Here is a 23,024-nt window from a genome sequence, read left to right on the forward strand (position 1 = left end):
TTGGCTCCTTCCCCTTCCCGGGGGAAGGTTGGGTTGGGGTCACCACGGCGCTGGCATAGAGGCGCCGATTGCCCCCACCCCTGCCCTCCCCCGGAAGGGGAGGGAGAAAGACAAAGAAGAACTCACATGTACACCAAACTTTGCCGCACCCTCGCCCGTGCCTGCATGTGGTTGGGCATCCTCGGTCTCGTCGCGGTGATCTGCGCGGTGAGCTGGCAGGTGTTCGGCCGCTACGTGCTCAACAACACCCCCACCTGGGCCGAAAGCCTGGCGCTCCTGCTGGTGCTCTACGTCACGATGTTCGGCGTGGCCGTGGGTGTGCGCGACGCGGGCCACATCGGCCTGGAGTCGTTCCTCGTGCTCGCGCCCGACTGGCTGCGCCTGAAGATGGAATACCTGATCCACGCGCTCATCCTCGTCTTCGGCATGGCCATGGCCTGGAACTGCGCCTCGCTCGCCGAATCGGTGTGGGACTACCGCTTGCCCACGCTCTGGATTTCCGAAGGCTGGAAATACGTGCCCGCGACGATCGCCGGCGTGCTCATCGTGATGTTCTCCATCGAACACATCATCGCCCTGGCCCAGGGCCGCGAAGTCGAACCCGCCTGGGGCTGAACGAACCATGACGATCCCTCTCCTCATTCTTTGCCTCTCGTTCACGGTCTTCCTGCTGCTGGGCGTGCCGGTCGCTTTCTCGATCGGCCTGTCGGCTCTGGCCACGCTGCTCTATGAAGGCCTGCCGCTCGCGGTGGGCTTCCAGCAGATGACCTCGGGCATGGGCATCTTCTCGTTCCTTGCGATTCCGTTCTTCATCTTCGCCGGCGAGCTGATGCTCTACGGCGGCATCGCGGACCGCATCGTCAACTTCGCACGCAACCTCGTGGGCCATGTGCGCGGGGGCCTGGGCATGTCGAACGTGGTGGCCTGCACCCTCTTCGGCGGGGTTTCGGGCTCGCCCGTGGCGGACGTCTCGGCCATGGGCGCCGTGATGATCCCGATGATGAAGAAGGAGGGCTACCACGCCGACTACGCGGTCAACGTGACGACCCACGCGGCCCTGGTCGGCGCGCTGATGCCGACCAGCCACAACCTGATCATCTATTCGCTCGCGGCGGGCGGCAAGGTGTCGATCGCCGCGCTGATCCTGGCGGCGCTGCTGCCGGCAGCCGTGCTCACCATCAGCAACCTCGCGGCCGCCTACCTGGTCGCCGTAAAGCGCGGCTACCCGGCCGGCAGCTTCCCGGGCTGGTCGATCGTGGCGCGTTCGTTCGCGGCGGCACTGCCGGGCCTCTTCATCGTGGTGCTGATCCTCGGCGGCATCCTGTCGGGCATCTTCACGGCGACCGAGTCTGCCGCGGTGGCAGTGCTCTATGCGCTGGGCCTCACGATCTTCGTGTACCGCACGCTGAAGTGGGAGCACTTCATCAAGGCCGCATCGAAGGCGGTGCGCACCACGGGCGTGATCCTGCTGCTGATCGGCATCTCGAGCACCTTCGGCTACCTCATCAGCCTCTACGGCGTGGCCGAGCTCACGGGCCAGATGCTGTCGCAGGTGACCACCACGCCGTGGATGATCTTCCTGCTCATCAACATCATCCTGTTCGTGCTGGGCACTTTCCTGGACATGGCCGCGACGATCCTCCTGTGCACGCCGATCTTCCTGCCGATCGCCCAGCACTACGGCATGACCTCGGTGCAGTTCGGCGTGGTGATGCTCATCAACTGCGCGCTCGGCCTGAACACGCCACCGGTGGGCACCACGCAATTCGTGGGCTGCGCGATCGGCGGTGTCTCGGTGGGCACGGTGATGAAGACCATCTGGCCGTTCTACGGCGCGCTGATCTTCGCGCTCGGCGTGGTCACCTTCGTGCCCGCGTTCTCGACCTGGCTGCCGGGCCTCTTCATGGTCGTGAAGTAAGCAAAGAAGCAAGCAAGAAAGGGCCCCACGATGGCCGATACGAACACCCGCCCTCCGCTCTACATCCGCATCCACGCGGCCGACAACGTCGCCATCGTCGCCAACGACGGAGGCCTGAAGGCGGGAGCCACGTTCGCCGACGGCCTCGTGCTGGTGGACAACGTGCCGCAAGGCCACAAGGTGGCGCTCGCCGACCTGTCCGAGGGCGACGCCATCGTTCGCTACAACGTGGTGATCGGCTACGCGCAGAAGGCGCTGCCGCGCGGCAGCTGGGTGCACGAGCGCGTGATGCGCATGCCCACGGCGCCCGAGCTCGACGGGCTGCCCATCGCGACGGTCAAGCCCCCTGCCCTGTCGCCATTGGAGGGCTACACCTTCGAGGGCTACCGCAATGCGGACGGCTCGGTGGGCTCGCGCAACATCCTGGCCATCACGCAGACCGTGCAGTGCGTGGCCGGCGTCACCGAGTTCGCGGTGCAGCGCATCAAGGCCGAGCTGCTGCCGAAGTTTCCCAACGTCGACGACGTGGTGGCGCTGGAACACAGCTACGGCTGCGGCGTTGCCATCGACGCGCCCGACGCGATCATTCCGATCCGCACGCTGCGCAACATCAGCCTCAATCCGAATTTCGGCGGCGAGGTGATGGTGGTGAGCCTGGGCTGCGAGAAGCTGCAGCCCGAGCGCCTGCTGCCGCCCGGCACCATTCCGATCACGGACCAGCGCGGCGAAGGCGCCGCATCCAGTGCGGCCGAGGCGCTCGACGTCGTGTGCCTGCAGGACGACGCGCACGTCGGCTTCATGTCGATGATCGATTCGGTGATGCGCCAGGCCGAGGTGCACCTCGCGCGGCTGAACGCACGCCGGCGCGAAACCGTGCCCGCGAGCGAACTCGTGGTGGGCGTGCAATGCGGCGGCAGCGATGCCTTTTCCGGTGTGACCGCGAATCCGGCCGTGGGCTTTGCCACCGACCTCCTGGTGCGCGCAGGCGCCACCGTGATGTTCTCGGAAACCACCGAGGTGCGCGACGGCATCGACCAGCTCACCTCGCGCGCGTCGTCGCCCGAAGTGGCCGAGGCCATGATCCGAGAGATGGCCTGGTACGACGCCTACCTGCAGAAGGGGCGCGTCGACCGCAGCGCCAACACCACGCCGGGCAACAAGAAGGGCGGGCTCTCGAACATCGTCGAGAAGGCGATGGGCTCGATCGTGAAATCGGGCTCCGCGCCGATCTCGGGCGTTCTCTCGCCAGGCGAGAAGGTCAGGCAGAAGGGCCTGATCTACGCGGCGACGCCCGCCAGCGATTTCATCTGCGGCACGCTGCAGCTGGCAGCGGGCATCAACCTGCACATCTTCACGACCGGCCGCGGCACGCCTTACGGCCTGGCCGAAGTGCCGGTCATCAAGGTCGCCACGCGCAGCGACCTCGCGCGCCGCTGGCACGACCTGATGGACGTGAACGCGGGCCGCATCGCCGACGGCGACGCCACCATCGAGGACGTGGGCTGGGAGCTGTTCCGGCTGATGCTCGACGTGGCCAGCGGCAAGAAGAAGACCTGGGCGGAGCAATGGAAGCTGCACAACGCACTCGTGCTCTTCAATCCCGCCCCCGTGACCTGACATCGAAAAGGAAACAACCATGGAAGACCTCAAGGACAAGACCGCCCTCGTGACCGGTGCCAGCACCGGCATCGGCGCCGCGGTGGCCATCGCCTTCGCCGCGCGCGGCATGCGCGTGGCGGTGCACTACAACAGCTCGGCCGATGCGGCCAACCAGGTCGTCGAGACGATCCGCGCGGCCGGCGGCACCGCGTTCGCGGTGCAGGCCGACGTGCGCGACACCGGCGCGATCCGCGAGTGCGTGAAGAAGACGCAGGCGGAGTTCGGCCGCATCGACGTGCTGGTGAACAACGCGGGCAGCCTGGTCAAGCGCGTGCCGATCGCCGAATTCGACGATGCGCTCTTCGACGAGGTGATGCACATCAACGCGCGCTCGGTGCTCGCGTTCTGCCGGGAGGTGGTTCCACTGATGCGCACGCAGGGCAGCGGCAACATCATCAACGTGACCTCGGTCGCGGCGCGCACCGGTGGCGGACCGGCCGCATACCTGTACGCGGGCTCCAAGGGCTTCGTGAGCACGGCGACGCACGGCCTGGCCAAGGAACTGGTGGGCGACAGGATTCGTGTGAACGCGGTGGCGCCGGGCGTCATCCAGACGCCGTTTCAAGACCGCTTCTCGACGCCCGCGATGCTGGAGAACTTCAGGGCGAGCATTCCGATGGGCCGCATCGGCGAGCCCGAGGAATGCGTCGGTGCTTTCCTGTACCTCGCTTCGGAGCAGCTCTCGGGCTATGTGACGGGCCAGGTCATCGAGGTGAATGGCGGGCAGTACATGCCCTGACATTTTTGGAGAGACGCCCTCGCAACAAGGGCGTTCGTGGATCGGATCAACAACGGAGACAAGAGACATCATGAAAAGAAGCACCCTCGTTCGCGGCCTCGCCGCCCTCTCGGCCACGGCCACGCTCTCGCTCGGCCTCGCCTCGACGGCCGCGGCGCAGGCGGCCAACGACTTTCCGAACCGCAGCATCGAACTGCTGGTGCCCTACCAGCCGGGCGGCGGCACCGACGGCCTCGCGCGCGCCTTCTCGGAAGCGAGCCGCAAGCACATCTCGCAGAGCATCGTGATCGTCAATCGCCCCGGCGCGGGCGGCGCCATCGGCTGGACCGAGGTGATCAACGCCAAGCCCGACGGCTACAAGCTCGCGGTGCTCACGGTCGAGCTGCTCACGCTGCCACACCTGGGTCTTGCAAAGTTCAACTACGACGACTTCCAGCCGATCGCGCAGCTCAACGCCGATCCGGCCGCGATCACCGTGAAGGCCGATGCGCCGTGGAACACCGTCGAGGAGTTCCTTGCCGCCGCGAAGAAGTCGCCCGAAGGCATCCGCGTGGGCAACTCGGGCAACGGCTCGATCTGGCACCTGGCGGCCGCGGCGCTCGAAGACAAGACCGGCACGAAGTTCGGCCACATCCCCTTCCAGGGCGCGGCGCCCGCGGTGCTCGCCCTCCTGGGCGGCCACATCGAAGCGGTGGCGGTCAGCCCTGCCGAAGTGACGACGCACGTGCAGGGCGGCAAGCTCAAGGTGCTGATGGTGATGGCCGACAAGCGCGTGAAGGGCTTCGAGAAGGTGCCCACCGCCAAGGAGCGCGGCATCGACCTGTCGATCGGCACCTGGCGCGGCATCGGCGCGCCGAAGAACACGCCGCCCGAAGTGATGGCCAAGCTGCGCGAGATCACCGCCAAGACGGCGGCCGAGCCGCTCATGCACGAGGTGATGGACAAGCAGAACCTGGGCTACGTCTACACCGACGGCGCCGTGTTCAAGGAGACGCTGGCCAAGGACAACGTCTACTTCAAGCAGCTGATCACCAAGCTCAACATCAAGCCCTGAGTCCGCGGCCATGAAAAAAACCATCGCATCGCTGCTGTGGCTGGGCCTGGCCGGCCACGCATGCGCCGCGACCTGGGTCTATGTGTCGAACGCGGACAGCCAGGAGATCTCGGTGCTGGCGCTGGACCGCGAAAAGGGCACGCTCGCGCCGGTGCAGACGCTCAACGTCGGTGGCACGGTGATGCCGATGGCGGTGAGCCACGACAAGCGGGTGCTGTACGCCGCGCTGCGCTCGCAGCCGTTTCGCGTGGCGTCGATCTCGATCGACGCCGCCACCGGCCGGCTGCAGAAGCTCGGCGAGGCGCCGCTGGCCGACAGCATGGCCAACATCGACATCGACGCGAGCGGCAAGTGGCTCTTCGCGGCCTCCTACCAGGGCGGCAAGATCTCGGTGAATGCCATCGGCAAGGATGGCGCGGTCGGTGCCATCCAGCAGCTGGTGCCAACGGGGCCCAACGCGCACGCGATCCATGCGGATGCGGCCAACCGCTTCGTGCTCGCAACCAGCCTGGGCGGCGACAACGTCTCCAGCTGGCGCTTCGACGCCGACAAGGGCCTGCTGTCGCCGAACGATCCGCCACTGACCACCACAGCGGCGAAAGCCGGGCCGCGCCACTTCGTCTGGGACAAGGCGCAGCGCCACGTCTACCTGCTCGACGAGCTCGATGCGGCGCTGCACGTGTTCGACTGGGATGCCGCGCGCGGCACGCTGAAGCTCGTGCAGAGCACGACCACGCTGCCTACAGGATTCAGCGGCAAGCCCTGGGCCGCGGACCTGCATCTCACGCCCGACGGGCGCTACCTGTACGCATCGGAGCGCACGTCGAGCACGCTGTCGGCATTCCGTGTCGATGCGGCCTCCGGGCAGCTGCAACCGCTCGGCCAGACGCCGACCGAGAAGGGTCCGCGCGGCTTCGCGATCGATCCGGCCGGGCGCTACCTGATCGCCGCGGGGCAGGAGTCGCACAGCGTCGCGCTCTACGCCATCGACGCCGCGACGGGCGCGCTCGGCAGGCCCGAGCGCCTTGCCGTGGGCAAGAACCCGAACTGGATCGAGATCGTCGAGTTGCCCTGAGCGGCCGGCATCCATCGCATTCCACCGACTTTCAACAAACCGGAGACAGACGCCATGACCATGCAACGCCGCACGCTCATTCGAACCACCCTGGCCGCCTCGCTCGCGACGGCACTGCCCGCGTTCGCGCAGGGCGGCAACACCTGGCCCACGGGCAAGGCCATCACCTATCTCGTGCCCTTTCCTGCGGGCGGCACCACCGACGTGCTGGGCCGGCTGATCGGGCAGAAGCTGGGCACCGTGCTCGGCACGAGCGTGATCATCGACAACAAGGGCGGTGCCGGCGGCAGCGTGGGCTCGGAGGTCGGCGCGCGCGCAGCGCCCGACGGCTTCACGCTGGTGGGCGGCACGATCAGCTCGCACGCGATCAACGTGAGCCTGTACCCCAAGATCGGCTACGACCCGCAGAAGTCGTTCGCGCCGGTCACGCTGATCGGCACCAACCCTGTGGTGCTGGTGGTGAACCAGGCGAGCCCCTACAAGACGCTCAAGGACGTGCTGGATGCGAGCAAGGCCAAGTCGGGCGGGCTCTCGTCGGCATCGGCCGGCACGGGCACCTCGCAGCACCTGGCGCTGGAGCTGCTGGCGTTCAAGTCGGGCGTGAAGTTCACGCACATCCCGTACAAGGGCAGCGGCCCGGCGATCCAGGACGTGATCGGCGGCCAGGTCGACATGATGTTCGACACCACGGTGGTCGCAGGCCCGCACATCCAGAGCGGCAAGCTGCGCGCCATTGCCGTGACCTCGTCCAAGCGCCTGGCCTCGATGCCCGACGTGCCGACGGTGGCCGAGTCGGGCATCGCGGGGCTGAAGGATTTCGAGGTGGTGTCCTGGCAGGCGATCTTCGTGCCCGCGGGCACGCCGGCGCCGGTCGTGGAGCGGCTGCACACCGAGATCCGCAAGATCCTCGCGACGCCGGAGATGCAGGACAAGCTCAAGGGCTTCGGCATGGAGCCCACCGACCTGACGACCGCGCAGATCGCGGCGTTCCAGAAGGGCGAAGTGGAGAAGTGGGCCGCGGTGATCAAGGCAGCGAATATCAAGGCGGAGTAATTCGCCGCTGCATCTTCGCACTCGCAAAACCGAGGGAAGCCTCCTACGCTCCTCAGCGGAGGCGCTTTATAGAATGCCCCTCCGATCCGCATTCGAGGCTTCCCCCAACGTGTCCGACCGCTCCGCAGTTCTGCCCCAATACCTGTTTCCCAAACAGGCCCTGACCAATTTCGCTGGCTGGGTCGCGGGGAAGGAACGCGGCGCCGTCACGACATGGATCATTCGCCGCTTCGTCGCCAAGTACGGCGTGGACATGGGCGAGGCGCTCGAGTCGGACATCGAGCACTACAAAAGCTTTAACCAGTTCTTCACGCGCGCGCTCAAGCCCGGCATGCGCCCGCTCGCGCAGGCCGACCTGGTGTGCCCCGTGGATGGCGCGATCAGCCAGTTCGGCGCGATCGAAGGCGACCAGATCTTCCAGGCCAAGGGCCACAACTACACGACCACCGCGCTGGTCGGCGGCGACGCGGCGCTCGCCGCGAAGTTCGCGCACGGCAGCTTCGCCACGCTCTACCTGAGCCCCAAGGATTACCACCGCATCCACATGCCGTGCGACGGGCGCCTGGTGCGCATGATCCACGTGCCCGGCGACCTCTTCTCGGTGAACCCGACCACCGCGCGCGGCGTGCCGGGGCTCTTCGCGCGCAACGAGCGCGTGGTGTGCGTCTTCGAATCGGCGCGCGGCCCCTTCGTGCTGGTGCTGGTGGGCGCCACCATCGTCGGCAGCATGGCCACCGTGTGGCACGGCGTGGTCAATCCGCCGCGCGTGGGCGAGTTGCGCGAGTGGCACTACAACGACCAGCAGATCGACATCAAGAAGGGCGACGAGATGGGCCGCTTCTTGCTCGGCTCCACCGTCGTCATGCTGTTCCCGGCGCCCGCGCTGGCGTTCAACCCCGACTGGTCGCCCACCCGCGCGATCCGTCTGGGCGAAGCCATGGCCGACTACACGAATTTGTGAGGCTTTGTCTCACAACCCGCATGCAGCTTGCCCTTACAGCTATAAAACTAGTAGCATCCACATCGTTTGCGCTATAGTCGCCGGCCGGCAGGACGGTCCATAACCAATCACAAACAAGAGCGCGCGGCATCGGCCACCCACAGGCCCGCGGCCCGCCCAGCTTCGAGGAGATGATGTCGATGAGTACCAAGGAAAATGCAGCCGTCAGCCAGTTGCTCGCACTGCTCGAAGCCCGCTATGCACTGCGTGTGCTCTGGGCCCTTCGCGACGGACATGCCCAGACCTTCCGCCTGCTGCAGGACAGCGTGGGCGGCATCACTCCCAACACCCTGAACACCCGCATCAAGGAACTGCGCGAAGCCGGCATCGTGAGCCACGGCAGCGACGGTTATTGCCTCACCCTCAGCGGGCAGGACCTGCTCAAGCGGCTGTCCGACCTGCAGGCCTTTGCTGGCAAATGGCAGCTGGGCCAGCTCAAGAAGGCGGCCGCGCCGGCTGCCCCCGCGGCCAGTGCGCCGGCCGTGCCCGTCGCGCCTCAGGCGCCCTCTTCGCCGCCTCCCCCGCCCCCTGCGCCGCCCACCGATACGACGAACTGAGCAGGCCGACATCGGGCATCGGTAAACTTCGCGCCTTCGATCCGATTCACCATTCATCGACGCAAGGAGCGTTTTCCCATGCCTACCACCCCCTCCGGCCTCCAGTACGAAGACACCGAAGTCGGCACCGGCCCCGAAGCCAAGGCTGGCCAGCACGTGCATGTGCACTACACCGGCTGGCTCTACAACGACGGCGTGCAAGGCGCCAAGTTCGATTCGAGCCGCGACCGCAACGACCCTTTCGCCTTCTCGCTGGGTGCAGGCCAGGTCATCAAGGGCTGGGACGAAGGCGTCGCCGGCATGAAGATCGGCGGCAAGCGCACGCTGATCATTCCGGCATCGCTGGGCTATGGCGCCCGCGGCGCTGGCGGTGTCATTCCCCCGAACGCTACCCTCAAGTTCGACGTCGAGCTGCTCGACGCGCACTGATCGCTCCCGAGCCAAGTCTTGGCGCACAGGCCCGATTTCGGGCCTTTTTCATGCCCACGCGGCCCCTTTTTCCGCATTTTTTCGCTTGAAATGCCCCCAGCCAGCCCCAAGTGGCTGGCTATCGTTTGTTTTCCGGCGCACGCCGTTCTTTGAAAAATGTCTGACCCGCAACAATCCGCACAGAATTCGCAAATGCTGCAAGGCGAGCCCAGTCCCGAAGAACTGGAGGCCGCGCAGGCCGCCAACGAAGCCGACGCTCTGGCCGCGGCGCAAGGCGAGCTCGCAGCGCTGCAGGCCAAGAACGCCGAATTGGCCGATCAATACCTGCGCGCCCAGGCCGACGTTCAAAACGCCCGCCGCCGCGCCGACGACGAAATCACCAAGGCCCGCAAATTCGCGGTCGAGGCCTTTGCCGAGAGCCTGCTGCCGGTGACCGACAGCCTGGAAGCGGGCCTGGCCATCAAGGACGCCACGCCGGAGCAGATCCGCGAAGGTGCCGAAGCCACGCTGCGGCAACTCAAGAGCGCGCTCGAGCGCAACAAGGTGATCGAAGTGGCCCCGGCCGCCGGCGCCAGATTCGATCCGCACCAGCACCAGGCCATCTCGGTGGTGCCCGCGCCCGAACAGGAACCCAACACCGTGGTGAGCGTGCTCCAGAAGGGCTACACCATCAACGAGCGCGTGCTGCGCCCGGCGCTGGTCACCGTCAGCGCACCGAAGTAATCAGCACACAAGATTCCCACAGGAAATCCCCGCTCCGTCCCTTGAATCGAGCTGGGTTATCCACAAGTTCATAACAACATATTTTTCAGGCTTTCAGGAGTAAAGAACATGGCAAAGATCATCGGCATCGACCTCGGCACCACCAACTCGTGCGTGTCGATCATGGAAGGCAACACCACGCGTGTGATCGAGAACTCGGAAGGTGCACGCACCACGCCGTCGATCGTCGCGTACCAGGAAGACGGTGAAGTGCTGGTCGGTGCCTCGGCCAAGCGCCAGGCCGTGACCAACCCCAAGAACACGCTGTACGCGATCAAGCGTCTGATCGGCCGCAAGTTCGAGGAAAAGGAAGTGCAGAAGGACATCGACCTGATGCCCTACACCATCGCCAAGGCAGACAACGGCGACGCATGGGTCGAAGTGCGCGGCAAGAAGATGGCCCCGCAGCAGGTCAGCGCCGACATCCTGCGCAAGATGAAGAAGACCGCCGAGGACTACCTGGGCGAGCCCGTGACCGAAGCCGTGATCACGGTGCCGGCCTACTTCAACGACGCCCAGCGCCAAGCCACGAAAGACGCCGGCCGCATCGCGGGCCTGGACGTCAAGCGCATCATCAACGAGCCCACCGCTGCGGCCCTGGCCTTCGGCCTGGACAAGCAGGACAAGGCCGACCGCAAGATCGCCGTGTATGACCTGGGTGGCGGTACCTTCGACGTGTCGATCATCGAGATCGCGGACGTGGACGGCGAGAAGCAGTTCGAAGTGTTGTCGACCAACGGCGACACCTTCCTGGGCGGCGAAGACTTCGACCAGCGCATCATCGACTACATCATTGCCGAGTTCAAAAAGGAACAGGGCGTCGACCTGAGCAAGGACGTGCTGGCACTGCAGCGCCTGAAGGAAGCCGCTGAAAAAGCCAAGATCGAACTGTCGAACAGCGCGCAGACCGACATCAATCTGCCCTACATCACCGCCGACGCCTCGGGTCCGAAGCACCTGAACATCAAGCTCACCCGCGCCAAGCTGGAGAGCCTGGTCGACGAGCTGGTCGAGCGCACCATCGCGCCCTGCCGCCTGGCCATCAAGGATGCCGGCATCAGCGTGAGCGACATCAACGACGTGATCCTGGTCGGCGGCATGACCCGCATGCCCAAGGTGCAGGAAAAGGTGAAGGCCTTCTTCGGCAAGGAACCGCGCAAGGACGTGAACCCCGACGAAGCCGTGGCTGTCGGCGCCGCCATTCAAGGGCAAGTGCTCTCGGGCGACCGCAAGGACGTGCTGCTGCTGGACGTGACCCCGCTGTCGCTCGGCATCGAGACGATGGGCGGCGTGATGACCAAGATGATCACGAAGAACACCACGATCCCGACGAAGTTCGCGCAGACCTTCTCGACCGCCGAGGACAACCAGCCGGCCGTGACGATCAAGGTGTTCCAGGGCGAGCGCGACATCGCCTCGGGCAACAAGGCGCTGGGCGAATTCAACCTCGAAGGCATTCCGCCGGCATCGCGCGGCACGCCGCAGATCGAAGTGAGCTTCGACATCGACGCCAACGGCATCCTGCACGTGGGCGCCAAGGACAAGGGCACCGGCAAGGAAAACAAGATCACCATCAAGGCGAACTCGGGCCTGTCGGAGGACGAAATCCAGAAGATGGTGAAGGACGCCGAGCTCAATGCCGAAGACGACAAGAAGAAGCTCGAGATCGTGCAGGCCCGCAACCAGGGCGAGGCCATGGTGCACAGCGTGAAGAAGTCGCTGGGCGAACATGGTGCGAGCCTGGAAGCGGCCGAAAAGGATGCGATCGAAGCCGCGATCAAGGACCTGGAAGAAGCCCTCAAGGGTGAAGACAAGACCGTGATCGAGGAAAAGACCAACACGCTGATGACGGCTAGCCAGAAGCTCGGCGAGAAGATGTACGCGGAATCGCAGGCTGCGGCAGGCGCCTCGGCAGCGAGCGGCCCGGCTGGCGCGGAAGCTGCTGCGCATGCGCAGGCCGACGACAACGTGGTCGACGCCGAAGTCAAGGAAGTCAAGAAGGGCTGATCCGCAGCCGCTTGACCAAGGCTGGATCACCCTGCGGGGTGCTCCAGCCTTTCTCGCTTCAAGTCACCCGAGTTCCCGCTGTCTCCCGAGCCCCCTGATCGACCTGCCATGGCCACCAAACGCGACTACTACGAAACCCTCGGCGTCCCAAAGAACGCCAGCGAGGAAGAAATCAAGAAGGCTTATCGCAAGCTTGCGATGAAGCACCACCCTGACCGCAACCACGGCGACACCAGCAAGGACGCCGAGGCCAAGTTCAAGGAGGTGAAGGAAGCCTACGAAATGCTGTCGGACGGCCAGAAGCGCGCGGCCTACGACCAGTACGGCCATGCCGGCGTCGATCCCAACATGCGCGGCGGCCCGGGCGCGGAAGGCTTCGGCGGCTTCGCGGAGGCCTTCGGCGACATCTTCGGCGACGTGTTCGGCGGAGCGCGCGGCGGCCGCCAGAGCGGCGGGCGCCAGGTGTTCCGCGGCAGCGACCTGAGCTACGCGATGGAAGTCACGCTCGAGGAAGCGGCCGAGGGCAAGGAAGCCCAGATCCGCATTCCCAGCTGGGACAACTGCGACACCTGCAAGGGCTCGGGCGCCAAGCCCGGCACCAAGCCGATCACCTGCACGACCTGCCACGGCGCGGGCGCGGTGCAGATGCGCCAGGGCTTCTTCAGCGTGCAGCAGACCTGCCCCACCTGCCACGGCAGCGGCAAGATCATTCCCGAGCCCTGCACGGTGTGCCATGGCCAGGGCAAGATCAAGAACAACAAGACGCTCGAGGTGAAGATCCCGGCCGGCATCGACGACGGCATGCGCATCCGCAGCACCGGCAACGGCGAGCCGGGCACCAACGGCGGGCCTCCGGGCGACCTGTACATCGAGATCCGCCTGAAGAAGCACGAGCTCTTCGAGCGCGACGGCGACGACCTGCACTGTGTGGTGCCGGTCAGCGTGACCACGGCGGCGCTCGGCGGCGAGATCAGCGTACCCACGCTCAAGGGCGCGGCAGCCATCGACATTCCCGACGGCACGCAAAGCGGCAAGCAGTTCCGCCTCCGCGGCAAGGGCATCAAGGGCGTGCGCTCGAGCTACCCGGGCGACCTGTACTGCCACGTGCGCGTGGAGACGCCAGTCAAGCTCACCGAGCACCAACGCAAGCTGCTGAAGGAACTGGACGAGTCGCTCAAGAAGGGCGGCGACAAGCACAGCCCGACCGACAAGGGCTGGTTCGACAAGGCCAAGGAATTTTTCAGCTGACCTGAGCGGCCAACCCCCCGGGCACCAAAGCCGTGCGGGAATGTTCGAGGCCCCGAGCCTCTGCGCGCATCGATTGCCGCAGGCCTCGGGGCTTTTCTTCGTCTGTAACAAGCATTCGCGTCTCACCCGGCTGAAGAGGCAAGGCGCCGCGCCAGAGCGCCATATCTCCTCGGACTGGTGCACTCCGAGATGCCAAACCGCGTTGAAGCACACGGGCGGTGCGCATCGCACCAATGCAACACCTGCCGGTCGGCATCCGCGCTCGCATCCCACGCGTACATGAGCCAGGCGCCTATCCCGGGGTGGCGTGATGATTGCTTTTAGATATTTTTTGGATGTGCAATAAACCAAACGACAGATCGCGCGTTATTGCACAGGAGCGTATGTTTTTATTGAGCTGGAGCGCTCAATAGGCGTTGTGTTCTCGGGAAAACACCAATGCCATTCGATATAGGCATTTCACCCGGAGAGAATTACGCGAGACGAGCCTTTTAATTTAGCCGAAATTTGAAAACTAGTTCCGTCTTTTTTCAGGAACTTTACTTGCCGGTGTGGTTCGCAATAAATAAAAGATTTGCCAGGTTCAATGTTTGCTTTATCCTGATTGTTAGCAGAATGTTGTAGGGGAGTTTTCCACCGCATGCAGCGGGGCGGGCACCTTTTAAATGGCGCGCATTGCCTTTGCTGCAGGCCTCGGGGCCAAAAGCCCCACTGACCTGATGGAGGCGTGACCATGGATGTGATCAGCAACTTTGCCGCCCGCTACGAGCGCACCCGCGAGGAGGTGATCTCCCTGCAGGAATACCTGGATATCTGCAAGCGAGATCGCACCGCCTACGCCACTGCCTCCGAGCGAATGCTCAAGGCCATTGGCGAGCCGGAGCTGGTCGATACGCGCAACGACCCCCGCCTTTCGCGCATCTTCGCCAACAAGGTCATCAAGATCTACCCGGCGTTCAAGGAGTTCTACGGCATGGAGGACGCCATCGAACAGGTGGTGTCCTATTTCCGACATGCCGCGCAGGGGCTGGAAGAAAAGAAGCAAATCCTTTACCTCCTGGGTCCGGTCGGCGGCGGCAAGAGCTCCATCGCGGAGCGCCTGAAGCAGCTCATGGAGCACGTGCCCTTCTATGCGATCCACGGCTCTCCGGTGAACGAATCGCCGCTGGGGCTCTTCGACCTGCTCGAAGACGGCGAGATCCTTGAAAAGGAATACGGCATTCCGCGCCGTTACCTGAATCGAATTCTCTCTCCCTGGGCCGTCAAGCGCCTGGAGGAATACGGCGGCGACATCCGCCAGTTCAAGGTGGTCAAGCGCTTCCCGTCGGTGCTCAGGCAGATCGCGGTCGCCAAGACCGAGCCGGGCGACGAGAACAACCAGGACATCTCCTCGCTGGTCGGCAAGGTCGACATCCGCAAGCTGGAGACCTATGCCCAGGATGACCCGGACGCCTACGCCTACTCCGGTGGGCTGTGCCTGGCCAACCAGGGCCTCCTGGAATTCGTGGAAATGTTCAAGGCGCCCATCAAGGTGCTGCACCCGCTGCTCACGGCGACGCAGGAGAGCAACTTCAAGGGCACCGAAGGTTTCGGCGCCATCCCGTTCGACGGCATCGTGCTGGCCCACAGCAACGAGAGCGAGTGGAAGGCCTTCCGCAACAACAAGAACAACGAGGCCTTCCTCGACCGGATCTACATCGTCAAGGTGCCCTACTGCCTGCGCGCATCGGAAGAGATCAAGATCTACGAGAAGCTGGTGCGCAACTCGTCCCTTGCCCAGGCGCCCTGCGCGCCCGGCACCTTGCGCATGATGGCGCAGCTGTCGGTGCTCACCCGCCTGAAGGAGCCCGAGAACTCCAGCACCTTCAGCAAGATGCAGGTGTACGACGGCGAAAGCCTGAAGGACACCGACCCCAAGGCCAAGTCGATCCAGGAGTACCGCGACTACGCGGGCGTCGACGAGGGCATGAGCGGCGTCTCCACGCGCTTCGCCTTCAAGATCATCTCCAAGGTCTTCAACTTCGACAGCTCCGAGGTCGCAGCCAACCCGGTGCACCTGATGTACGTGCTCGAGCAGCAGATCGAGCGCGAGCAGTTCGCGCCGGAGGTCGAGCAGAAGTACATCAGCTACATCAAGGAGTTGCTGGCGCCGCGCTATGCCGAGTTCATCGGCAAGGAGATCCAGACCGCGTACTTGGAGAGCTACAGCGAGTACGGCCAGAACATCTTCGACCGCTACGTCACCTACGCCGACTACTGGATCCAAGACCAGGAGTTCCGCGACGTGGACACGGGCGAAGTGTTCGACCGCGCCTCGCTCAACGCCGAACTCGAGAAGATCGAGCGGCCCGCTGGCATCGGCAACCCGAAGGACTTCCGCAACGAGATCGTCAACTTCGTGCTGCGCGCACGGGCCGGCAACGCGGGGCGCAACCCGGCGTGGACCAGTTATGAAAAGCTGCGCGCAGTGATCGAGAAGAAGATGTTCTCCAACACCGAAGAGCTTCTGCCGGTGATCAGCTTCAACACCAAGAGCAGCGCCGACGAGCAGAAGAAGCACGAGGACTTCGTCACGCGCATGGTCGAGAAGGGCTACACCGCCAAGCAGGTGCGCCTGCTCTGCGAGTGGTACCTGCGCGTGCGCAAGAGTTCATAACGTCGGCACCTGAATCGTCCTCTTCTTTGCAAGGAGCTTTGACATCATCGTGGCCATCCTGCAGCAGATCATCGACCGCCGGCTATCGGGCAAGAACAAGTCCATCGGCAACCGCGAGCGCTTCCTTCGGCGCTACAAGGGGCAGATCCAGGAGGCGGTGCGGCGCGCAGTGAGCGGCCGCAACATCCGCGAGCTGGAGCAAGGCGAAGACGTGACCCTGCCGCGGCACGATGTGTCCGAGCCGGTGTTCGGGCACGCCCGTGGCGGTGACCGCGAATACGTGCATCCGGGAAACCAGGAGTACCTGAAAGGCGACCGCATCGCGCGCCCCGAAGGCCAGGGCGGCGGCGGCTCGGGCAGCGGCGAGGCGGGCGACGGGGGCGAAGGCGAGGACGACTTCGTCTTTCGCCTCACGCGCGAAGAGTTCATGCGCGTCTTCTTCGACGACCTGGCGCTGCCGCATCTCATCCGCACGCAGATCGCCGACGTGCCCGAGTGGAAGAGCCATCGCGCGGGCTTCACGAGCGACGGGTCGCCCAACAACCTGCATGTGGTGCGCTCGATGCGCGGGGCGCTCGCGCGCCGCATCGCGCTGGGCGGCGAACCGCGCAAGGAGCTCAAGCGCCTCGAGGCACATTTGCTCCATCTGAAGGCGCATCCGCAGGCCGCGACGGCGCTGATCGAGAAGGAAATCCGCGAGACCGAGGAGCTCATCGCCGAACTGCGCCGCACCATGCGGCACGTGCCCTACATCGATCCGATCGACCTGCGCTACCGCAACCGCGTGAAGACCCCGGTGCCCAGCGCCAAGGCCGTGATGTTCTGCCTCATGGACGTGTCGGGCTCGATGGACGAGGCGCGCAAGGACATGGCCAAGCGCTTCTTCATGCTGCTTTATATGTTCCTCACGCGGCACTACGAGAAGATCGACCTCGTGTTCCTGCGCCACCACACGCAGGCGCAGGAAGTGACCGAGGAAGAGTTCTTCCACGCCACCGAGACCGGCGGCACCGTGGTCTCGAGCGCGCTGGTGCTGATGGACGAGATCATCAAGGCGCGCTACCCCAGCGGCGAATGGAATGTCTACGGCGCGCAGGCCAGCGACGGCGACAACTGGCACCAGGACAGCGGCCGCTGCCGCGAGCTGCTGGTCAACGACATCCTGCCGATGGTGCGCTACTACGCCTACGTGCAGGTGGCCGAGACCGAGCAGAACCTCTGGCAGGAATACGCGCAGCTCGAGGGCGTGCAGCCCAACTTCGCGATGCGCAAGGTCTCCGACGCACAGGACATCTACCCCGTGTTTCGCGACCTGTTCAAGAAGGAAGGGGTGACCTCATGAGCGCCGCGCCCGGCCGCCCCAAGCAAGCTCGCACCGCAGTGCGAAGCACGGAGGTACTCCAATGACCACTTCCGCCACCGACCGCCCTCCTGCAGAGTCGGGCCCGAAACTGGAGCGCCTGCCCAGCCCCTCGGACTGGACCTTCGAGCTCATCGAGACTTACCACACCGAAATCGCCAAGACGGCCAAGGGCTTCGGCCTGGACACCTACCCCAACCAGCTGGAGGTGATCACCGCCGAGCAGATGATGGATGCCTACGCCAGCGTGGGCATGCCCATGATCTATCGCCACTGGTCGTACGGCAAACAGTTCATCGCGACCGAGAAGAACTACAAGCGCGGCCACATGGGCCTGGCGTACGAGATCGTCATCAACTCCGACCCGTGCATCGCCTACCTCATGGAAGAAAACACCATGGCCATGCAGGCCCTGGTGATCGCGCACGCGGCCTATGGCCACAACAGCTTCTTCAAGGGCAACTACCTGTTCCGGATGTGGACCGATGCGTCGTCGATCATCGACTACCTCGTCTATGCGCGCCACTACATCGCCGAGTGCGAGGAGCGGCACGGCCTCGATGCGGTCGAGGAACTGCTCGACTCCTGCCACGCGCTGATGAACTACGGCGTGGACCGCTATCGCCGTCCGCAGAAGCGCTCGCTCGCGCAAGAGAGCGTGCAGCGCGCGGACCGCGAGCGCCACATGCAGCAGCAGGTCAACGACCTGTGGCGCACGCTGCCCAAGCGCGCCGAGCAGGCGGCCGAATCCGACGCGACGCGCCGCTTTCCATCCGAACCGCAGGAGAACCTGCTCTACTTCATCGAGAAGAATGCGGCGCTGCTCGAACCCTGGCAGCGCGAAGTGGTGCGCATCGTGCGCAAGATCGCGCAGTACTTCTACCCGCAGCGCCAGACCCAGGTGATGAACGAAGGCTGGGCCACCTTCTGGCACTACACGCTGCTCAACACGATGTACGAGCGCGGCCAGCTGGCCGACGGCTTCATGATGGAATGGCTCAGCTCGCACACGGGCGTGATCTTCCAGCCACCGGTGGGCCACCGCGCCTACAGCGGCATCAACCCCTATGCGCTGGGCTTTGCGATGTTCACCGAGCTGCGCCGCATCTGCGAGAAGCCGACCGCGGAAGACCGCCGCTGGTTCCCCGACTTCGCGGGCAGCGACTGGGTCAAGACGCTCGACTACGCGATGCGCAACTTCAAGGACGAGAGCTTCATCGGTCAGTTCCTGAGCCCGAAGACGATGCGCGACTTCCGCCTGTTCTCGATTCGCGACTTCCAGAGCGAAGCCGAGCTCGAGGTCTCCGCCATACACGACGACAGCGGCTACCAGTCGCTGCGCGAATCGCTCTCGCGCCAGTACGACATCAGCAGCCGCGAGCCCGACATCCAGGTGTGGAACGTGGCCACGCGCGGCGACCGGTCGCTCACGCTGCGGCACACGCAGCGCAACAACCTGCCGCTGCACGATGGGGCCGAAGAAGTGCTCAAGCACGTCGCGCGGCTCTGGGGCTTCGATGTGCACCTGGAGAGCATCGACAGTGCGGGCCGCATCAGCCGCAGCTGGAAGGCGACTGCCCCCAGGCAGATGTACTAGCTGGCGCGTCGGCGCATCAGGGCACCAGCGCGGCGATCGCCAGCGTGTAGCCCTTCACGCCCAGTCCCACGATGATCCCGCGCGCCGCGGGCGAGATGTACGACTTGTGGCGGAACTCCTCCCGCGCATGCACGTTCGAGATGTGCAGCTCGATCAGCGGCACGCTCGCGCCCTTGATGGCATCGTGCAGCGCGATCGAGGTGTGGGTGTAGGCGCCGGGGTTCATCACCACGCCGAGCATGTGGCCCGCGGCCACTTCGCGGCCTGCCTCCTGGATCCAGTCGACCAGCACGCCCTCGTGGTTCGACTGTCGGCATTCGATCTCGACGCCGAGCTTCGCGCCCGTGTCCTTGCACAGGCGCTCGACATCGGCCAGCGTGTCGCGTCCGTATTGCTCGGGCTCGCGCGTGCCGAGCAGGTTGAGGTTCGGGCCGTTGAGGACGAGGATTTTCTTCATGATGAATGAGGGTCGGGTCGAGGCGGAGACGACAATTATGGTCGCCTCCCGGCCCTGAGAAATCCGCCCCCATGAACACTGACGCCACCCCTCACGACATATCCCGCTGGCACCCCGTGGCCCCCTCGGCCGACCTGCGCCCCGGAGCCAACATCGTCGCGGGCTTCGCAGAGGGCCAGGAGCTCGCGCTCTGGCGCTCCGCCGGCGGTGCGGCCCAGGCCTGGGAGAACCGCTGCCCGCACCGCAGCGTGCGCTTCACGCTCGGCCAGGTCATCGAGGACCGCCTCGCCTGCGCGTACCACGGCTGGCAGTACGCCGCGGGCAATGGGCAGTGCGTGAGCATTCCCGCGCACCCGGCGATGCAGGCGCCGCGCAACGTCTGCGCCAAGGTGTTCGGCGCGGTCGATGCGGCCGGCATGCTGTGGGTCAACCTCGCGCAGGACGCGGCGGCTGCACCGCCCTCGCTGGCCGATGCCGTGCCGGCCGGCTGGCACTTCTGCCGCACGCTGACGCTGCGTGCCGGTGCGCACGAGGTGCGCGATGCGCTTGCGCGGCACGGTTTCGTCGCCGGGGTGGCGCAAGGTGCATGGCAAGGCGCGCTCGACGCGGTGAAGACCATCGCGCTGATCCTCGATGCCCAGCCGCAACTCACCTTCGTCCACCTGTGGACCGAGGCCTCCCCCGATTCCGATGCGATGAAGACACTCCACAGCGCCGCCCGCAACCTGCGCAGCGCCATCGAAACCCAAGGCTGAAGGAACCCGATGCCCTTCGTCACAGACGACCCCAACATGCTCGACGACTGGCTCGTCGCCGGCCCCGCGACCGCGATCGCAGTTGCCTCGGAACAGAGGCCGCATGCCACCCGCCTCCTCGGCGAAACGCTGGCGCTCTGGGCCGATTCCGACGGCGCACCGCAATGCCGCATCGGCGCACAACCGCTGGCCGTGCAATCGCGCTACGGCTACCTCTGGGTCTGCCCCAGCGGCCGCCCCGCGCGACCGCTTTTCGCGTTCCCCGAATACACCGAGCCCGGCCGACGGACCGTCGATTGCGGCGGCATCGGCGTCGCGGTGTCGGGCTTGCGCGTGATCGAGAACTTCCTGGACATGGCGCACTTCCCCTTCGTTCACGCCGACTATCTCGGCAAGGTGCCGCACACCGAAGTCGCGCAGTACAAAGTGGACATGGACCCCGCCACCGGCGAGATCTGGGCGACCGACTGCCGCTTCTGGCAGCCCCGCGCCTCGGCCGCGCACGACAGCGGCGCCGACGTGCGCTACACCTACCGGGTGATGCAGCCCTTCTCGGCGATGCTCTACAAGTCGAGCATGCGGCCCGACGCGCAGGACGCGATCGGCCTCTTCCTTCAGCCGATCGACGACGAGCATGTGGTCGCGCACACGATCCTCGCCTGCTTCGACGACGTGTCCACCGACGCCGAACTCATCGCCTTCCAGCAGACCATCTTCGGACAGGACAAGCCGATCCTGGAGAACCACGCGTTCAAGCGCATGCCGCTCGAAGGCCGCGCCGAGACGCCGACGCGCGGCGACACCTCCTCGGTCACCTACCGCCGCTGGCTGCGCGAGCGCGGCATGCGCTTCGGCACGAGGGCGGCCGCATGACGGCAACGCTGAAGCTCTACGACCACCCGCTTTCGGGCAATTGCTTCAAGGTGCGGCAGATGCTGGCGTGGCTCGGCGTTGCGCACGCGTGCGTACCGGTCGATTTCCATCCCGGCCGCGCGCACAAGTCGGCGGCGTTCCTCGCGAACGTCAATCCGCTCGGGCAGATTCCGGTGATCGACGACGGCGGCTTCGTGCTGCGCGATGCCCAGGCGATCCTGGTCTACCTTGCGAGCGGCTATGACGCGCACCACCGCTGGTACCCAGGCGACTCCAGGCTGCGCGGTCAGGTCGCGATGTGGCTCGCCACCGCAGACGAGATCACCCGCACCGCCTCGGCCGCCCGGCTCCACGATGCGCTGGGCTACCACCACCTGGACATCGAGGCGTGCCGCAGCGGCGCGCGCGCCATCTTCCGCGTGCTCGACGACCACCTCGCCGAGCAGGCGAGCGCAGGCCTGCGCTGGCTGGCTTCGGCGTCCGATCCGACGATTGCCGACCTCGCCTGCTTCCCGTATGTCGCGCTGGCCAGCGAAGGCGGCATCTCGCTCGACGAGTTCCCGGCCCTCCGAAACTGGGTCTGGGATTTCCGACACCTGCCCGGGTTCATCGGGATGTCGGGTATCTTCCCTGCTGGCCCGGCCTGAGTATTCTTGGGCGCTCGCCTCCCCATTACCTCCCTCCCCCCTCATTCCCCCGAATCCGCCATGAAAACCAAAGCCGCCGTCGCCTGGAAATCCGGAGCCCCCCTCACCATCGAAACCGTGGACCTCGAAGGCCCCAAGTTCGGCGAAGTGCTGGTCGAGATCAAGGCCACCGGCATCTGCCACACCGACTACTACACGCTCTCGGGCGCCGACCCCGAAGGCATCTTCCCCGCGATCCTGGGCCATGAAGGCGCGGGCATCGTGGTCGACGTGGGCCCGGGCGTCACCACGCTCAAGAAAGGCGACCACGTCATCCCGCTCTACACGCCCGAGTGCCGCCACTGCAAGTTCTGCCTCTCGCGCAAGACCAACCTGTGCCAGCTGATCCGCGGCACGCAGGGCAAGGGCCTGATGCCCGACGGCACCTCGCGCTTCAGCATGGACGGCAAGCCCATCGCGCACTACATGGGCACCTCGACCTTCAGCAACTACACGGTCGCCCCCGAAATCTCGCTCGCCAAGATCCGCGAAGACGCCCCCTTCGACAAGGTCTGCTACATCGGCTGCGGCGTCACCACCGGCATCGGCGCGGTGATCTTCACGGCCAAGGTGGAAGCCGGCGCCAACGTGGTGGTGTTCGGCCTCGGCGGCATCGGCCTCAACGTGATCCAGGGCGCCAGGATGGTGGGCGCCGACAAGATCATCGGCGTTGACCTGAACCCCGAGCGCGAGGCCATGGCCCGCAAGTTCGGCATGACGCACTTCATCAACCCCAAGGACACCGAGAACGTGGTCGACGCGATCGTGCAGCTGACCGACGGCGGCGCCGACTACAGCTTCGAGTGCATCGGCAACACCAAGGTGATGCGCCAGGCGCTCGAATGCACGCACAAGGGCTGGGGCCGCAGCATCATCATCGGCGTGGCCGAGGCGGGTGCGGAAATCAGCACCCGGCCGTTCCAGCTGGTCACCGGCCGCAAATGGGAAGGGTCGGCCTTCGGCGGCGCGCGCGGCCGAACCGACGTGCCCAAGATCGTCGATTGGTACATGGAAGGCAAGATCAACATCGACGACCTGATCACGCACACGATGCCGCTCGAAGACATCAACAAGGGCTTCGACCTCATGAAGCGTGGCGAGTCCATTCGCGGCGTGGTGCTTTACTGACGCTCGCAAGG

21 protein-coding genes are annotated in these 23,024 nt (G+C 65.3%); 20 read left to right on the top strand and 1 reads right to left on the bottom strand.

Translation table 11 applies throughout. From position 1 onward, the window contains the following. Window positions 1-126 precede the first annotated feature (126 nt). The 16 genes from RT97_RS09720 to RT97_RS09795 all read left to right on the top strand — a co-directional run bounded on the left by RT97_RS09720 (window position 127) and on the right by RT97_RS09795 (window position 19,114). A complete protein-coding gene (locus tag RT97_RS09720; RefSeq protein ID WP_042578573.1) occupies window positions 127-615 on the top strand; it encodes a TRAP transporter small permease in 489 nt (162 codons plus the stop codon). Window positions 616-622: 7 nt separating this feature from the next. Then, entirely contained in the window at window positions 623-1,918 is a 1,296-nt protein-coding gene (locus RT97_RS09725) for a TRAP transporter large permease (protein WP_042578574.1), read from the top strand. A gap of 30 nt (window positions 1,919-1,948) precedes the next feature. After that, window positions 1,949-3,535 carry a galactarate dehydratase gene (garD, locus tag RT97_RS09730; RefSeq protein ID WP_042578575.1) on the top strand — a complete coding sequence of 529 codons (1,587 nt, stop codon included), beginning with the start codon at window positions 1,949-1,951 and terminating at the stop codon, window positions 3,533-3,535. 19 nt (window positions 3,536-3,554) lie between these two features. Beyond that, entirely contained in the window at window positions 3,555-4,316 is a 762-nt protein-coding gene (locus tag RT97_RS09735) for an SDR family NAD(P)-dependent oxidoreductase (protein WP_042578576.1), read from the top strand. Window positions 4,317-4,386: 70 nt separating this feature from the next. Further along, on the top strand, window positions 4,387-5,370 hold the full coding sequence (locus RT97_RS09740; RefSeq protein WP_042578577.1) for a tripartite tricarboxylate transporter substrate binding protein: 984 nt from the start codon (window positions 4,387-4,389) through the stop codon (window positions 5,368-5,370). A gap of 10 nt (window positions 5,371-5,380) precedes the next feature. After that, a complete protein-coding gene (locus tag RT97_RS09745; RefSeq protein WP_042578578.1) occupies window positions 5,381-6,445 on the top strand; it encodes a lactonase family protein in 1,065 nt (354 codons plus the stop codon). 60 nt (window positions 6,446-6,505) lie between these two features. After that, on the top strand, window positions 6,506-7,498 hold the full coding sequence (locus RT97_RS09750; protein WP_042578643.1) for a Bug family tripartite tricarboxylate transporter substrate binding protein: 993 nt from the start codon (window positions 6,506-6,508) through the stop codon (window positions 7,496-7,498). A gap of 109 nt (window positions 7,499-7,607) precedes the next feature. Beyond that, on the top strand, window positions 7,608-8,459 hold the full coding sequence (gene asd, locus RT97_RS09755; protein ID WP_042578644.1) for an archaetidylserine decarboxylase: 852 nt from the start codon (window positions 7,608-7,610) through the stop codon (window positions 8,457-8,459). Window positions 8,460-8,638: 179 nt separating this feature from the next. After that, complete coding sequence (locus RT97_RS09760) at window positions 8,639-9,055, top strand: winged helix-turn-helix transcriptional regulator (RefSeq protein WP_042578645.1); 417 nt, start codon at window positions 8,639-8,641, stop codon at window positions 9,053-9,055. 78 nt (window positions 9,056-9,133) lie between these two features. Then, the gene (locus RT97_RS09765; protein ID WP_042578579.1) at window positions 9,134-9,484 is read left to right on the top strand and encodes an FKBP-type peptidyl-prolyl cis-trans isomerase; all 351 of its coding nucleotides are present in this window, start codon (window positions 9,134-9,136) and stop codon (window positions 9,482-9,484) included. A 156-nt stretch (window positions 9,485-9,640) separates the two neighbouring features. Continuing rightward, window positions 9,641-10,207 carry a nucleotide exchange factor GrpE gene (gene grpE, locus RT97_RS09770; RefSeq protein WP_080898243.1) on the top strand — a complete coding sequence of 189 codons (567 nt, stop codon included), beginning with the start codon at window positions 9,641-9,643 and terminating at the stop codon, window positions 10,205-10,207. A 108-nt stretch (window positions 10,208-10,315) separates the two neighbouring features. Continuing rightward, window positions 10,316-12,253, top strand: coding sequence for a molecular chaperone DnaK (gene dnaK / locus RT97_RS09775; RefSeq protein WP_042578581.1), 1,938 nt, complete (start codon window positions 10,316-10,318; stop codon window positions 12,251-12,253). A gap of 108 nt (window positions 12,254-12,361) precedes the next feature. Further along, window positions 12,362-13,501 carry a molecular chaperone DnaJ gene (dnaJ, locus tag RT97_RS09780; RefSeq protein WP_042578582.1) on the top strand — a complete coding sequence of 380 codons (1,140 nt, stop codon included), beginning with the start codon at window positions 12,362-12,364 and terminating at the stop codon, window positions 13,499-13,501. Window positions 13,502-14,234: 733 nt separating this feature from the next. Then, entirely contained in the window at window positions 14,235-16,157 is a 1,923-nt protein-coding gene (locus RT97_RS09785; RefSeq protein ID WP_042578583.1) for a PrkA family serine protein kinase, read from the top strand. A gap of 49 nt (window positions 16,158-16,206) precedes the next feature. Continuing rightward, the gene (locus tag RT97_RS09790) at window positions 16,207-17,499 is read left to right on the top strand and encodes a YeaH/YhbH family protein (protein ID WP_042578584.1); all 1,293 of its coding nucleotides are present in this window, start codon (window positions 16,207-16,209) and stop codon (window positions 17,497-17,499) included. Window positions 17,500-17,560: 61 nt separating this feature from the next. Continuing rightward, the gene (locus RT97_RS09795) at window positions 17,561-19,114 is read left to right on the top strand and encodes a SpoVR family protein (protein ID WP_042578585.1); all 1,554 of its coding nucleotides are present in this window, start codon (window positions 17,561-17,563) and stop codon (window positions 19,112-19,114) included. A gap of 16 nt (window positions 19,115-19,130) precedes the next feature. Here RT97_RS09795 and aroQ read toward each other — a convergent pair whose 3' ends face one another. Then, entirely contained in the window at window positions 19,131-19,571 is a 441-nt protein-coding gene (gene aroQ, locus RT97_RS09800) for a type II 3-dehydroquinate dehydratase (protein WP_042578586.1), read from the bottom strand. 71 nt (window positions 19,572-19,642) lie between these two features. On the opposite strand from aroQ, the gene RT97_RS09805 reads away from it, so the two are divergent. The 4 genes from RT97_RS09805 to RT97_RS09820 are packed head-to-tail and all read left to right on the top strand — an operon-like array spanning window position 19,643 to window position 23,013. Next, window positions 19,643-20,326: a Rieske 2Fe-2S domain-containing protein gene (locus tag RT97_RS09805; RefSeq protein WP_042578587.1), complete on the top strand. Its 684-nt coding sequence runs from the start codon at window positions 19,643-19,645 to the stop codon at window positions 20,324-20,326. Window positions 20,327-20,335: 9 nt separating this feature from the next. Next, entirely contained in the window at window positions 20,336-21,199 is an 864-nt protein-coding gene (locus RT97_RS09810) for an aromatic ring-hydroxylating oxygenase subunit alpha (protein WP_042578588.1), read from the top strand. Further along, window positions 21,196-21,846 (top strand): glutathione S-transferase family protein, encoded by a 651-nt coding sequence (locus RT97_RS09815; RefSeq protein ID WP_042578589.1) that lies wholly within the window; start codon window positions 21,196-21,198, stop codon window positions 21,844-21,846. Before RT97_RS09810 ends, RT97_RS09815 begins: the two co-directional genes overlap by 4 nt. 60 nt (window positions 21,847-21,906) lie before the next feature. Beyond that, entirely contained in the window at window positions 21,907-23,013 is a 1,107-nt protein-coding gene (locus RT97_RS09820; RefSeq protein ID WP_042578590.1) for an S-(hydroxymethyl)glutathione dehydrogenase/class III alcohol dehydrogenase, read from the top strand. Window positions 23,014-23,024: the final 11 nt, after the last annotated feature.

Source organism: Variovorax paradoxus (assembly GCF_000834655.1).
Lineage (GTDB): Bacteria > Pseudomonadota > Gammaproteobacteria > Burkholderiales > Burkholderiaceae_C > Variovorax > Variovorax paradoxus_F.